The 13819-nt window shown below is 67.5% G+C and carries 18 protein-coding genes; 14 read left to right on the top strand and 4 right to left on the bottom strand.

Translation table 11 applies throughout. The annotated features are described in order from the left end of the window. Positions 1-60 precede the first annotated feature (60 nt). Positions 61-1464, bottom strand: a complete 1404-nt coding sequence (gene merA, locus MKCMC460_RS30370) for a mercury(II) reductase (RefSeq protein ID WP_065132389.1) — start codon at positions 1462-1464, stop codon at positions 61-63. A gap of 150 nt (positions 1465-1614) precedes the next feature. Here merA and MKCMC460_RS30365 point away from each other — a divergent pair, with 150 nt between their 5' ends. From MKCMC460_RS30365 to MKCMC460_RS30330, 8 genes are all read left to right on the top strand, one after another. Next, entirely contained in the window at positions 1615-1938 is a 324-nt protein-coding gene (locus MKCMC460_RS30365) for a helix-turn-helix transcriptional regulator (RefSeq protein ID WP_238306264.1), read from the top strand. Beyond that, positions 1935-2237: a hypothetical protein gene (locus MKCMC460_RS30360; protein ID WP_055576802.1), complete on the top strand. Its 303-nt coding sequence runs from the start codon at positions 1935-1937 to the stop codon at positions 2235-2237. The genes MKCMC460_RS30365 and MKCMC460_RS30360 overlap by 4 nt, the downstream gene beginning before the upstream one ends. After that, on the top strand, positions 2234-2791 hold the full coding sequence (locus tag MKCMC460_RS30355; protein ID WP_055576801.1) for a redoxin family protein: 558 nt from the start codon (positions 2234-2236) through the stop codon (positions 2789-2791). The genes MKCMC460_RS30360 and MKCMC460_RS30355 overlap by 4 nt, the downstream gene beginning before the upstream one ends. After that, entirely contained in the window at positions 2788-3678 is an 891-nt protein-coding gene (locus MKCMC460_RS30350; RefSeq protein WP_174900778.1) for a cytochrome c biogenesis CcdA family protein, read from the top strand. The genes MKCMC460_RS30355 and MKCMC460_RS30350 overlap by 4 nt, the downstream gene beginning before the upstream one ends. A 1157-nt stretch (positions 3679-4835) precedes the next feature. Further along, entirely contained in the window at positions 4836-5063 is a 228-nt protein-coding gene (gene nrdH / locus MKCMC460_RS30345) for a glutaredoxin-like protein NrdH (RefSeq protein WP_054586055.1), read from the top strand. Between the two features lie 29 nt (positions 5064-5092). Continuing rightward, positions 5093-5389 (top strand): hypothetical protein, encoded by a 297-nt coding sequence (locus MKCMC460_RS30340; RefSeq protein WP_054586054.1) that lies wholly within the window; start codon positions 5093-5095, stop codon positions 5387-5389. Next, positions 5386-6636: a hypothetical protein gene (locus MKCMC460_RS30335; protein ID WP_054586053.1), complete on the top strand. Its 1251-nt coding sequence runs from the start codon at positions 5386-5388 to the stop codon at positions 6634-6636. Before MKCMC460_RS30340 ends, MKCMC460_RS30335 begins: the two co-directional genes overlap by 4 nt. Before the next feature lie 185 nt (positions 6637-6821). Then, the gene (locus MKCMC460_RS30330) at positions 6822-7490 is read left to right on the top strand and encodes a hypothetical protein (RefSeq protein WP_054586051.1); all 669 of its coding nucleotides are present in this window, start codon (positions 6822-6824) and stop codon (positions 7488-7490) included. A gap of 240 nt (positions 7491-7730) precedes the next feature. Here MKCMC460_RS30330 and MKCMC460_RS30325 read toward each other — a convergent pair whose 3' ends face one another. The 3 genes from MKCMC460_RS30325 to MKCMC460_RS30315 all read right to left on the bottom strand — a co-directional run bounded on the left by MKCMC460_RS30325 (position 7731) and on the right by MKCMC460_RS30315 (position 8668). After that, positions 7731-7871, bottom strand: a complete 141-nt coding sequence (locus MKCMC460_RS30325; RefSeq protein ID WP_156803067.1) for a hypothetical protein — start codon at positions 7869-7871, stop codon at positions 7731-7733. A gap of 49 nt (positions 7872-7920) precedes the next feature. Then, complete coding sequence (locus MKCMC460_RS30320; RefSeq protein ID WP_131811263.1) at positions 7921-8223, bottom strand: hypothetical protein; 303 nt, start codon at positions 8221-8223, stop codon at positions 7921-7923. Positions 8224-8341: 118 nt separating this feature from the next. Then, positions 8342-8668: a helix-turn-helix transcriptional regulator gene (locus tag MKCMC460_RS30315; protein ID WP_197521993.1), complete on the bottom strand. Its 327-nt coding sequence runs from the start codon at positions 8666-8668 to the stop codon at positions 8342-8344. 719 nt (positions 8669-9387) lie between these two features. Between MKCMC460_RS30315 and MKCMC460_RS30310 the strand changes: the two genes are divergently transcribed. The 6 genes from MKCMC460_RS30310 (at position 9388) to MKCMC460_RS30285 (ending at position 13754) form a co-directional block, all read left to right on the top strand. Next, on the top strand, positions 9388-9729 hold the full coding sequence (locus MKCMC460_RS30310) for a hypothetical protein (protein WP_054586048.1): 342 nt from the start codon (positions 9388-9390) through the stop codon (positions 9727-9729). Positions 9730-9755: 26 nt separating this feature from the next. Continuing rightward, positions 9756-10100 carry a hypothetical protein gene (locus MKCMC460_RS30305; protein ID WP_054586047.1) on the top strand — a complete coding sequence of 115 codons (345 nt, stop codon included), beginning with the start codon at positions 9756-9758 and terminating at the stop codon, positions 10098-10100. A gap of 383 nt (positions 10101-10483) precedes the next feature. After that, positions 10484-10882: a hypothetical protein gene (locus tag MKCMC460_RS30300; protein ID WP_054586046.1), complete on the top strand. Its 399-nt coding sequence runs from the start codon at positions 10484-10486 to the stop codon at positions 10880-10882. Positions 10883-10982: 100 nt separating this feature from the next. Further along, a complete protein-coding gene (locus MKCMC460_RS30295; protein WP_054586045.1) occupies positions 10983-11519 on the top strand; it encodes a hypothetical protein in 537 nt (178 codons plus the stop codon). Positions 11520-11908: 389 nt separating this feature from the next. Beyond that, positions 11909-12877, top strand: coding sequence for a DUF4192 domain-containing protein (locus MKCMC460_RS30290; RefSeq protein WP_054586044.1), 969 nt, complete (start codon positions 11909-11911; stop codon positions 12875-12877). 328 nt (positions 12878-13205) lie between these two features. Then, positions 13206-13754 carry a hypothetical protein gene (locus MKCMC460_RS30285; RefSeq protein ID WP_238306124.1) on the top strand — a complete coding sequence of 183 codons (549 nt, stop codon included), beginning with the start codon at positions 13206-13208 and terminating at the stop codon, positions 13752-13754. Positions 13755-13819: the final 65 nt, after the last annotated feature.

The following is a 13819-nucleotide window of genomic DNA, read 5'->3' as shown; positions in this document are numbered from 1 at the left end:
CGGTTCGGCGGGGCGAGCGCGATGGTAGTCATGTAGCCCTCCCTCGATACTGCATGTTTCTCAGGCGGCGCAGCAGGACAGTTTGGTGACGTCGCGGGTGAAGGTTTGCGCGGCCAGTTTGAGGCCCTCGGCCATCGTCAGATACGGGCTCCACAGCTGCGCCACCTGCTGCACGGTCATCTTGTTGGCCAGCAGGTAGACGGCGGCGGCGATGACGTCACCTGCGCCGGCGGCCAGCACATGCGCACCGAGTAGGCGCCCGGTGCCACGTTCGGCGACAAGCTTGATCGCGCCGCGGGTGTCGCGGTTCACAATCGCGCGGGGCACGTTCTGTAGCGACAGCACCCGGCACTCACAGTCATAACCCTGGGCCTGGGCATCGGCCTCGGTCAGCCCAACGGTGGCCAGGCTGGGCGAGGTGAAGGTGACCGCCGGCAGCGCGCGGTAATCGACGCTGCGCCCGGCCCCGTCAAAAGCGTTGTCGACCACCACGGCGCCGTGGGCGGCGGCGACGTAGACGTATTGCGGATGACCGGTGACATCACCGGCCGCCCAGATCCGCGGGTTGGCGCTGCGCAGCTGCCCGTCGACCACCACCCGACCACTGTCAGCGGTGGCCACGCCGACGGCGTCTAAGTTCAACCCGGCGGTCACCGGTGCCCGCCCGGTCGCCACCAGCAGCCGCTGCCCGCTCACCCGCTGACCGCCGCTGGTCGCGACGATGACGCCGGCGTTGTCGGGATCCACGCGGACAGCGCGCTCGCCGATCACGGTGATGCCCTCATCGGCGAACACCGCCGCCAGTCGCTCGGCCAGTTCGGGTTCGGTGTGCGGGGTGAAGCGGCCCACGATGCTGACCCTCATCCCCAGCCGCGCCCATAACTGCGCCTGTTCCAGCCCCACATAGCCGGCGCCGACCACGACCAGCGATTCCGGTAGCGCGGTCTGGGCCATCGCAGTAGTGGAGGTCAGGTAGTCGATGCCATCCAGGCCGTCGAGCCGGTCGATGCGCGGCGCGGAACCGGTGGCGATCAGATAGTGCTCGGCCTCGATACGCGCGCGCCCCCCGTCCCCTAACTGCACCTGCAGCACCGGCCCCGGGGCGAAGCGGGCCTGCCCCGGCACGATCTCCCACCCATATTCGGCGGCCAGGTCGGCGTACTTGTCGGCGCGCAGCCCCTCCACGAGGGCGTCCTTGCCGCCGATCAGCGCGGGGGCATCCACCGGGCCCGCCGCGGTGGCGATGCCCGGAAAGTGCTGGTCCAGCGCCACATGGCGGGCCTCGGCCGCGGCCAGCAGCGCCTTGGACGGCACGCAACCGGTATTGACACAGGTGCCCCCGGTCACGTCGCGCTCGATCATCACCACGGTTTTGTCCTTGCCGCGGGCGGCGATCGCCGCCGCGAACGCGGCACCCCCCGAGCCGATCACCGCCAGGTCATAACTGACCACAATGCTTCCCATCCTCACGTATCCGCCTTGCCGAATATATAGATGGCATCCTAGTATCTGTTTATCCGAATATCAGCGACTCAATCGAAGGACCGTGTTTTCGTGCCCGAGACTCCCCACCCCAGCCCCACGCTGTTGCCAGCCACCGCCAACGGCGTCGAGATGGTGGCGAAGTTCTTCCGCGCCCTCGGGGACCCGGCCCGGCTGCGGCTATTGGAGTTCCTGCTCAACGAGGAACACACCGTCAGCGAATGCATCGCACACATCGGCCTGTCCCAGGGCCGCATCTCCACCCACCTGGCCTGCCTATCGGACTGCGGTTATGTGCAGCTGCGCCGCCACGGCCGCTATGCCTACTACCGGGTGAGCGACCCGCGGGTGGCCGAACTGGTGCTGCTGGCGCGCTCGGTGGCCGCCGACAACGCCGCCGCGCTGGCCGCCTGTATGCGCAGCGCCCCGGCCAGCCGCGAGGAGATCGCGCCGTGACCAAACACCACGACACCGGGACGCTGGCAGCGATCCTGGGCGCCATAACGTTGGCCGTGGCCGCGATCGCCTGTTGCGCGGCGCCGCTGCTCATCGCCTCGGGTGCGCTGGCCGTGATCGGCGGCCTCGTGCGTAACGGGTGGGTCATCGGCACCGCCGCGGCGGTGCTGCTCGCCGCGCTCACCTACACCGTGTATCACCGCCGATCCCGCCACCACGGCCAGCAGTCACCGCACTGCGATCCACCCACACACCCCAACACCGGCGACCAGCACCGCGTTAACGGAGAGCGATCATGACCGACACCAGCACACCCACCGTGCACACCGGCCCGCGACGGCGGCTCCTGATCATCATCGGCGGCGTGGTAGTCGCCGCAGCGGCCATCGCTTATGTCGTGCTCTGCTGGCACCCGTGGACCGACGCTGCGGCAGACCAAAACGGTGGCGCCACACCTACTTTGACTGCGCACACCGCCACCGGCACACCGCTCACCGTGCCCGGTTCCCGACCCGCAGTGGTGTTGTTCTTCGCCGTCGAATGCGGCACCTGCGGGCCTACCGCCCAAACACTCGCCCAAACCCAAGCCCAGAACCCCACCCGGGCGGACTTCGTCGCCGTGGACATCGCCGGGCAGGAGCCGCAATCCGAAGTCGCCGGCTTCCTCACCGCCAACAACGCAGCGGGGGTGGCCAACGCGATCGACACCGACACCGCCTGGGCCCGCCGGTTCAATATCACCCAACTGTCCACCGTGGTGATCATCGACACCACCGGCAAGGAAGTATTCCGCGCCGTCGAACCCTCCGCCCAACAACTCCAAGCGGCACTAGCCAAAGTGGCCGATCGGTGAACGGACTACTGGCACTTGCCTTCGGCGCCGGCATGATCGCCCCCATCAACCCGTGCGGATTCGCGGTGCTGCCCGCCGTGCTGGCCTACACCGCCACCGGTGAGCACACGTCCGCGGGATTGGCGGCCAGGATCAGCCGGGGGCTGCGCGCCGGCGCGGCGCTGACCATCGGATTTGCCGGCACCTTCACAGTTCTCGGCGTGGCCGCAGCACTCGGGCTGCGCCAACTCATCGGCGCCGTCCCGTGGGCCGCGACCGTCCTCGCGGCGATGCTGACCCTTGCCGGACTGGTCATGCTGGCCGGGCGCCATATCCCAATCCGGCTGCCCGGCCCCCACTTCGGCCGCAATCCTCAACGGCCCCTGGACATGCTCCTCTACGGTGTCGGGTACGCGATCGCCTCGGCCTCCTGCAGCATCGCGATCCTGCTCTCGGTTATCAGCCAGGCACTGGCCACCAGCAACGTGTCCGGTGTACTCGTTGTCTTCGGCGCCTACACCGCCGGCTCAGCCACCCTTCTGCTCACCGTCGCACTACTGGCCGCCGTCGCGAACACCGTTGCCACACAGCGCATGCGGCCACTGATGCCGCACATGACCCGGATCGCCGGGACCATTCTCTTTGCATCCGGGGTCTATCTGCTCCACTACTGGATCCCACAACTCACAGGACACCGCCTCCCCCCAGATCCCCTGGCCACCGGCGTCGCCCGAGTCGGCACCTGGATCACCACGCACCAAACACTCGTCGCCACAGCCGCATTCGCCATCATCGCCATCAGCACCGCACTAGTCACACTCCCGCGACGAACGCACCCAGCCGCGGCCAGCGACACTCACCGCGCCGCCACCGCTGAACCCGCCTCCACCAACCCAACCAGCGACTGAAGCATCGCAGCGAGTTCAACCGATCGGCGAATCGATGTGGGCCCGACACAGCCGCGCCCAACAACGCGCGGCTGACCCGATGACGCCGCGGCGCGGGCCTGAAGCGGGCACCAACTGCAAGAGACAGCCCCGCTCACCTGCAGCGCATCGGCTCAAGACGGCTGCCGAGGGACATTCGACACACCAACACTCGTTAACGGGCCGACCGTCGCTTACGCATGGTGTCCCACCACTTCTTCTTGGGCACGAACAGTGTTCAGTCATACATAAGCCGAAACCCCCAAGGACGCCTGGCGCAGGCCCGCGCACGGCTACGGCCCTCGCGTCGGCAGCGCGGACTACCTGCGGTGGCTGGCCTCCAACGACTACCCACTGGCAGCGGTCGAGGAAATCATCACCGGCACAACCGATGCCGAGACCGTCTACAGCGAGTATCTGTCCGACGCCGGGAAGCAGTAACTTCGGCGGCTGGTGGGGGTCAGGGCTTCGGCGCTGGCCCCCACTCCCATCTGACCGGCCCAACCCCGTTGTGCAACAAGCACACCGCATCTTGCCTTCTGGCTTGTCGATCGTGACCGGCCGGATCGGCTGCACGCAAGGCACCGGCCTGCGCGTTGCTCCGGGCCGTGGCGGGCTCGCGAACTTTTCCCCGAGCCGCTCGCCCACACAACGGGCTCCCTGGCAAAACTTCGCGCCCGGGCCTTGCGCTCCACCGCCCGTAACCCGGTCTAGATCGTGCTGCCAGAAGGGCAAAAAGAATAGATGTCACAGACGGACGGGAATCAAATGAAGTGTGCAGGAGGGGAACGCATCAGCCAATAAATTACGACAATCAATCTTGGTTACTGGATGGGCGGAATCCGTCAGAGAATGCATTTCTTCGCCGGGTCACTCCGCGCGAGAATCAGGGCGACACCGCCGCGCTGCACAGTGACCAGACAAGGAGACCCGTCCCAAGCGAAATGCGCTGTCAAACAACTGGACTGACTAGTGTCGGCCTGCGGTGAAGAGCAGTGATTCCGGCGTCCGATACGCACAGGGAATCCGTGACAAAAGATCAACAAATTTGTTTCTCACCGATGTAGCGCCAGCCTAATTGGCGCAGTAATATTGAATTATCGATAACCCATCCCGCATTTACTATCAGGAGGCTACCAATGTCTACTCTCACCGTCTACACCAAACCCGCATGCGTGCAATGCACCGCCACATTCCGCGCCCTCGATAAAGCAGGCGTGCACTACCAGACAATCGACATCACCACCGACGCCGAGGCCCGCGACTACGTGATGGCGCTGGGCTACCTGCAAGCACCCGTGGTGGTCGCCGAGGACACGCACTGGGGGGGCTTCCGCCCGGACCGCATTAAGGCGCTGGCCGCCTAGGCCGCCTTCCATCGAAAAGGACGACTGCCATGCCTACTTTCGCCGCCCTGGACCACGACCTGCCCGATGCGTTCGAACTCGACCATCTCGAACGCATCGGTGAAACCCGCGGCCAACTGCTCGCCCACATCGCGGCCGGCATCGAATCCCTGCAAAGCGCGGCCGACACCCTGGATCGGTTGTGCAGCAACACCATCTACGACGTCGACTTCATCGACGGCCGCGATGGCCGCGACGTCGCCGCGTTCCTGGACGAAGCCATCCGCAACGCTCGCGCCACCTACGCCGTCGTGCACGCCGTCATCGACAACGGGGTCCCGCGATGAGCTCCGCACACCACACCTGGCGGCCGCGTGATGCATTCGAGCACGTCCACCAGGCGTTCGAGGCTGCCGGTCACCTCATCCGCCCCCGGGGGACCGATGCCTTCATGGCAAGTTGCCCGCTGCACACCGACCACAGCCCGTCGCTGTCGGTCACCTGGCGGCCCACCGGGCGCGGCGAGCAGGGGGGCGCGGTCCTGATGCACTGCTTTAGCTGCCAGGCCAGCATTGCCGACCTCGCCGCCGCCCTCGGATTGCGGGTGGCCGAGCTGTTCGACGCCCCCGCACCGGCACCCGCGAATCACCCCGCCCGGCACCGTCGCACCGCCGCTGCGCGACCCGCGCTCGTCTCGGGTCCGCTGCCCGCGCGGATCACCCGAACCGCCGAGCGCGTCGACCACCAGTGGACAACGGTGCGCGTCTACACCTACACCACCGACCGCGGACTGCCCCACCAGCAAGTGGTGCGCCAAGAATGCGGATGCAACGGCAACCGGCACAAACGATTTCAGCAACGCTACCGCGACGGCCGCCGCTGGGTGTACCGCAAACCCGAAGGATTCACCCCCGTGCTCTACCGCAGTAGCGCGATCAGCACCGCCGCCGCTGGCGACCAGTGGATCTGGATCACCGAAGGCGAGAAAGACGCCGACACCCTCACCGGCGCAGGCCGTCTGGCCACCACCAACGCCCAAGGAGCCGCCAACTTCACCGACGACCTGCTGGCGCACTTCGACGGCCTGAAGGTGGTCATCGCCGCCGACCGGGATCTGGCCGGCTACCGGCGCGCCTTGGACCTGCACACCCGGCTGCGCCGGCGCGCCGCGCAGGTTGTCATCGTGCTCGCAGCGCTGCATGCCGATAAATCCGACATCACCGATCACCTCGCCGCCGGCCTGTGGCAACCGGGTGAACCGTTCGGCGGACTCACCGTGGTCGGCCTCGACGAACTGCACGCCCTGGCCCTGGCCGCCACCGCCGCCGAGGCCGCCGACCAATGCGCGACCGCGCTGGCCGAAGCGCGCGCCACCGTCACCCAAGCGCACACCCACCGCCGGTGGCTGGCCGAAGCCGCCCGCCAGCTGCGCGCCGTGCACCACCAACACCAGCAGCTGACCAAGATCGTGCGCCACAAACGTTCAGCAACCGCCGAGACGGCCCTGCGCACCGTCACCGCACTGCGCACCCGCGCCGCCGCCGACTACCGGCGCAGCGCCACTGCCGAACCCCGCCTGCAGGAGTCCGCATGAACACCGGCATCGACACCCTGGTCACTGCCCAAGTCACCACCGCCATCACCGCGGCCGCAGGCCGCACCGGCGGCCCGGCCGCCCACGCCGCCCGCGCCTGAATCGACGGCCTGTGCGCACGCGCCCAGCTGCGCTCCGAACGACACCTCCGCCCCCACCGCCCGCACTCCTCGAGGTAGGAACCCATGCACATCACCAGCCCAGCCCGCGCGGCCGCGACCGCCCTTTTCCTGGCTGTCCTGGCTGTAGCCGGATCACCACCGGCCCGAGCCGACATACCCACGGTCAGCCCCGGTGACCGCATCGAATACCTCAGTGCCGCCGCCGATGCCACCATGTTCTGCACCATCGGCTACGTTTACACCGGCCGCGACCTGCACACCTACGCCGTCACCGCCGGGCACTGCCGAGGCAAGACCGCGGGCTACGCCCGCGCCACCCGCACCGGATTGACCGGAGACTTCACCCGCGCCATCGTCGAACCGCCCTACCAGGGCGGCCCCGACTACGGCCTGATCGACTTCGGTATCCGATCACTGCCGCTTGCCTACATCGGTGACACCCCCACCACCAACCGTCACCCCCAACCCGAAAAAGGCCAGCAAGTCTGCCGCACCGGAGTCTCCAGCGGCCAACACTGCGGAGCCATCACCGGATACGCCGGCAAAAACCAATACCTCACCACCGGCATGCCGGCCAGCATTCCCGGCGACTCCGGCGGCCCCGTCTGGCTCACCACCGCGACCGGATCCGCCGAAATCATCGGCATCTGGCTCGGCGAAAAAACCACCACCAACGGCCAAGAACACGGCCGCTTCGCCTCCCTGGCCGACGGCCTGCAACTGCTGAACTGATCCGAGGAATCGACCCGTGCCACCCTCTGTGTTCCCGCCCGCCGATGGCGATGGCGACGTGGGCATTCCCACCACGCGACACCGTCGTGTCGGGGCCGAGTTCATCACCGTAGATAGCGAGATCCTGGCATTACGGCGCTGTTCATGCCGGCTGCAGTTCCTCGGAGCGAGGTGCCCCGATGCGGGAACGCCCTACCTGTACCGTCCGCCAACAGCCACCTAAAACAGGCGCGCCACAACTTAGTACGGCAACTCGCACACTGCGACGTCGCAACGCCGTTGGTGGGCTGGCCACTCACCGGTGATTACCCACGCCGCCAGCGCAACCGGCACCGGACCCGGTGAATCCACCATCAACCGCCACAACGCCGTCTCGATCACGCCACCAGATTACTGCGACAGCGACATTCACCGCCACGCGTTCTCAACCTCAACGGAAAGGGCCCGGATCGTCCATCGATAGTGCTGTCTCGATGTAGCCGACGAAAGACGCAGGCGTCCAGGCCTCGCTCAAACCAATTGTCGCTTCGTTGAAGACCGCACCGATTGACCCTCCTTCGGCAAGGTAAAGCGGGGTGATCTTCGTCGCGGGCTCGCCGTAGTCAGCAGGGGCAGCCGGGTTGTAGTCGACGCGCAGCGCGACGATCGGCAGAACCTTGCCGTCCGCATCGATCGCTGTAAGCCCCTGCGGTACGGAAACGATTGTCGGGGGGTAGCGACTGTCGGTGCTCATAGCTCCCATCATGACGTAGCTGTACGACAGACCTCCGCACCTGCCGGGACGAGACGTGCCCTGCTCGCACGGCAAGAGCACCACCAGCTCCACCACCACCGACGCGCCCGACCGCGCGCTAGGTGAGGGTGAACTCCATGTCCTCGCCGTTGACAGTCACCGCAAGACGCGCGTTCTCGACGCCCGCGGCGCGCATGTAATCCGCCAGGGTCGACAACAGCCAGTCCTGCTGGCCCTCAATCTTTGACACCGAGCCTTGGCTGATCCCCAACCGTGCGGCCAGGTCGGTCTGTGTCAACGCGGCAGCTTTGCGGATGGCCGCCAGATTGATGGCGTACTGGCGGTCCACCTCGCGCATCCCCTCGCGGATCGCGGCCACCCGCGCCGCCCGCTGCGCATCGGCACGCATGTCCTGCAGGCGTTGATTACCCCTGTCCCTAGCCATCTCGTTGCACCTCTCGTTGCCATTGCGCGATCGCCGCGTCCGCGCGAGCGCCGATGTTGCAAAACACATCGCCCATGCGGGCTTTGTCGCCGGCGAACAGCGCCACCACCACGTGCTGGTCATCGGGAAACCAACAAGTCAGCCGAACCGCGACATCCGGATCGAACGGATGCGAAACCCGCCAACACCGCAAACTTTCTCGACTGGCGCACACGCCGCAGTACCGCGGGTCTCCTCGACGGGTTCCTCAAGAACCACCAGCTGGGCACGATGTAGTCGAGTTGCAGCCGGGCAATCCGGCTGCCCTCCTCGGCGGCGGATTCCAACCGATTGAGCCAACCATCGAACTCCGCTGTCCAATCGATCAACACCACCCAAGTATGGCCTGAAAGCGATATAGGCTGCAATGCATATTACACGGACTCTGATGCGGAGTATTCACCGAAATCCGTAGTCCCTCACCATTTTTACCTGTCAGCGGGCAGCAAGTATGACCGGTGAGGACCCCGTCGCTGTCAACCCACACCCGGCGGGCTCGCCCGTTCTACGCTCCCGCCGCCCTGACGGGCGGGCTCCCGCTGCGCCCGTGCGGCACCGGCGGCCGGGGCCGCCTCCTGCTGATCCGCCGGCCTCTGCGGGGTTGACACCGCCACCCCACCGGTCCCCCGAAGCCCGCGCCACCAGGCGCAGATCACCACTACCGCAAAGGAATCCTGACCATGAACACCACCGAGCACACCATCGACCCGTGGACCAGCACCGACCACGACCCGCACCAGCCGCCCGCTGCGGGCAGCGACGCCGATGCCGAAAACCTCTACGCCGACTGGGATCTGGAAATCGAACACCACCGCGCCCAACTCGTCGCCAGCCTCAACACCGCCCTGAGCGCACTCACCGGAGCCCACGCAGCGGTCAGCGCCCTGCTCAGTGACCAGGTCTACGACGTCGAGTTCAGCGAAGGTACCAGCGGCGAGGACGTGGCCGCGTTCATCACCGAAAGCCTGCGGCTCACCCGCGCCGCCTACGCCCTGACCCAACACGTCACCGACCGGTCCTGACCCGGCCACACTCCGAAAGACCAATCATGAGCGAGTTCTGGGAACAATGGGCCGCGACCACCGCCGCACCGATCCAGTGCCTCAAACGCCGCGCCACCGTGGCCTTCCGCGAAGAACGCCACCTCGGCCTGGTCATCCGGCGCCGCTGGATCACCTTCCCCGACGAAATCAACGGCGCCCCAGTCATCGTCGAGATGCCCGAGAACGCACCGACCAAAACGTGCGACCAGGGCCGCCACGATCAGTGCGGGCATCGCCTCGGCGGCCCGCACGAAGGCGGCATTCTGCTCAAGCTGTCCCTGCCCGGTTTCTGCTGGCGCTGTGGCTGCTCCTGCCACAACGACCCGCACCGCGCCGGGCGCCTGTTCTAACACCCCGGGCCCGGCCAACTCCCCCGCCACACCGAGGGTTGGCTGGGTCCCCCTCTTTCTTCCGGCCCAACCCGGCCAAGTTTGCCGCCCGGGCTGCGCTGCCGCCCGCCCGCCGCGTAATCCTTAGCCGCTCAACTCTATTGCCATCAGCAAGGGGGTAAAGCGTAATCGGCCGGGGGCCCGAGCGGTCAACCCACGCCCGGCGTCGGCGCCGGCGGCGAAGGACATTTCCGGCCCTACCAACTCGCTGCCGCTCGCGGGCCGAAAATCCGCCGGCACCACCACCGGACTCTTCGGGGTTGACAGCCCACCCTCACCCGATTGACCGCACCCCTAGCGCTGACCAGCGCAACCAAGCACCACAGGAGAACGGAAGAAACATCATGTCCTACAACAGCATCGCTATCCTGGCCGCACTACACACCCAACTGCTCGCCGGCAAACCCGACCCCAGCCGCGGCCTGGCCGAGCTCGCCGGACGACTCGTCCTCGACGACACCTTCAACAAGACCCCGCTGCACCACATCGCCGAACGCCGCCCCCTGGCCGCCGCACTGCTGTGGACCCGCATCGCCGATCACCTGAGCGGGCAGGCCCGCATCGAAAGCCTCACCCTGGCCGCCACCTTCGCCCTGGCCGGCGGAAACCCCGGCATCAGCGCCACCCTCATCGACCGCGTCGACGTCGCAGCACGCCGCGAGCACACCCAGGCACCGCACCTCCTCGAGGTCCTCAAACTCGACCACCGCGTCCGCGAGCACCACCACGCCGTCGCGGTCTAACACGACACCCCGGCCGGGTACCGCACAGGGGCCGGCCGGGTGTGTCCCCGACCCGCCCACCAACCCACACATCACCATCGCCGAATCAGGAGACAACATCATGGCGCGCAGCAAGATTCACACCACAACGACACCGGACCCCACCACCTACCACCTCGCCGAGCGACTCAAAGGCCTGGCCATCGACAGCCTCTACCGCTTCACCGAAGGCCACCGCACCCTGGCCCCCATCGACGGGCACACCGTCACCGCCCTGCACACCACCCACCCCTGGGGATACAGCGCCCAACTGCACGCCACCGACAGCCACGGGAACCTGCACGCCGCCGCCGAAGCCACCGCCATCCACCCCCTGCCCACGGCCATCAGCTCACGAATCAGAACCTTCCGCAGCGGGCCACTGGCATGGCACAACGCCGCCGCCCGCATCACCGACGACGCCTGCCCCGACCCCACCGACGCCGCGATCTTCGTTGCGTCCGGTCACCACCACTACCAACTGAGCCGCCGGCTCAACCCGGCCAGCTTCCGCGAATACTGGGATCTGCGCATCGACGGACAGCGCCACGAGCCGGCCTTCGCCGGACCCACCGGCGCAGCCGAATACGTCACCGACACCACCGAAGCGCAACGCTAACCACCCACCGACGCCCGGCCAGCACCCTTCACACCGGGGGTTGGCCGGGCCCCCTTTTTGTTCCGGCCCGAAACCAGGCCTGGCTGCCGCGCGCAGTGGTGGTCACGCCCGCCGGTGGCGCCGCGTAATCCGTAGCCGCTCAACTCTCTTGCCGTCAGCTTGGGGCGCAGCGTAATCGGCCGGGGGCCCGAGCGGTCAACCCACGCCCGGCGTCGGCGCCGGCGGTGAAGGACATTTTGCGGCCCTACCTGCTCGCTGCGCTCGCGGGCCGAAAATCCGCCGGCCCCTCCACCGGACTCTTCGGGGTTGACAGCCCACCCTCGACCGATTGACCGCACCCCTTAGCGCTGACCGGCGCAGCCAATCACCTTGACCGAACGGAGAACACCATGGAGAACTTCAACGCACTGCGCACCCCCGCCGACATCGTCGCCGCCGCACCCGGCCTGCTCGGATTCGTTCCCACCAACAGCATCGTGGTCTACCTGCTCGCCCAGCACCCCACCACCGGTCTTGGGGTGCGCTGCGCGGCCCGCTTCGACATCACCAACAGCACCGAGCAAGCCACCAACTTCCCTGCCACCTGCAACCTGCGTGCCGGGAACTTCGCCGCCGCGATCATCCTCGCGGTCTGCGACCAACCCCACGACACCCACGCCCACCACCTACTGGAAGCCACCCGAGACGCTCTGCGCGCCATCAACATCGAGGTGTTGCGCTGCCTGCACACCCGCGACGTCACCGAGACTGGCCAGTGGCTCGACATCGACACCGGCCAGTACGGACCCACCTACCCCTACACCGACGCCGTGCTCACCGCCCAACTCGTCCACCGCGGCCACACCATCCGCGCCAACCGCAGCGACATCGAGGACGAATTCAGCCCACTGCCACCCGCGCCGCCCGCCACAGTCGGCGACCACGCCCGCCTCGTCGCAGCGACCGTCGAGGAGATCACCGCCGCCCTGGCCGGTGGGCCCATCACCAACCCCACCCTGGCCACCCGCGCGGGCATCCTGATCACCGCACACCCCGCCCTGCGCGACGCGATGATCGGGCTGGCCGTCGACACCCCCGAATACGCCGCGGACCTGTGGACCCACATCGCACGCCGACTGCGCGGAGCACCCCGCGCCGAAGCCCTCACCGTGGCAGCAGCCTGCCTGTGCCTGAACGGGGACACCGTACGCGCCGGCATCGCCCTAGACGCCGCGTTCGACGAAGCCCACACCAGCCACACACCCGAGCCGCACCTGGCCGGTCTGCTCTCGGCCGCACTGCGTGCCGGGCTCTCACCGGAAAAGATCAGCCAAGCGCTCATTGCCGCTACCGAACCCCGCACCCCCGACACCGACTGATCACCACCAAGCCTGGACCGGCCAACTCCCACCGCACGGGGTTGGCCGGTCCCCTTTTTTCTTCCGGCCCGGAAGCAGGCTGGCTGCCGCACGCAGTGCCGGTCAAGCCCGCCGGTGGCGTCGCGTAATCCGTAGCCGCTCACCTCTTTGCCGTCAGCAAGGGGGCGCAGCCTAATCGGCCGGGGGCCCGACCTGTCAACCCACGCCCGGTGGTGGCGCCGGCGGCGGAGGACATTTCCGGCCCTACCAGCTCGCTGCCGCTCGCGGGCCGAAAATCCGCCGGCACCACCACCGGACTCTTCGGGGTTGACAGCCCACCCTCGACCGATTGACCGCACCCCTAGCGCTGACCGGCGCAGCCAATCACGTTGAGCGAACGGAGAACACGATCATGGAGATCTCAGAATTCGAGCACGCCTTCAACCTGTGCGACGAGGCCGCGGGCCGCATCACCGAGCAGGCCTACGGAATTACCCACATCACCGCCCACAACCACGGTGACATCGCACTGACCACCGTGCACGAACGCACCGCCGACGGTGGGCACCGCCTGATCCTGCTGGCCACCGACGACCACGGCCAGCTCGCCGCCGTCGAAGCCACCACACCGAACCTGCACACCCGCCCAGTGACCCGGATCCTCAAAGTCCGCGCCGGCGACCTGACCTTCCACGCCCTGTCCAAGAACAAGTGGGCCTGGTCGGCGGCCGCCGCCGGCCACACCTACCGTCTGGCCGCCGCCACCGGCGACGAACTCCACGACGCCGACGACCCGCTGTGGACCACCACCATCGACGACCACCGCCCGACCGACTACGACGCCCTCGACGACGCGATCGAGCACCTGGTCGACCACCACCGTCGCCGCGCCGCCTAGCACTCACCGACGACCTCACAGCCCGGCCCGCCACCGACTCGGCGGGCCGGGTTTCCCCTACCCCA

It is taken from the genome of Mycobacterium sp. 20KCMC460 (assembly GCF_022179425.1).
Lineage (GTDB): Bacteria > Actinomycetota > Actinomycetes > Mycobacteriales > Mycobacteriaceae > Mycobacterium > Mycobacterium kiyosense.
The sequence above is the reverse complement of the archived record's forward strand: the minus strand, read 5'-3'. Positions and strand labels throughout refer to the sequence as shown.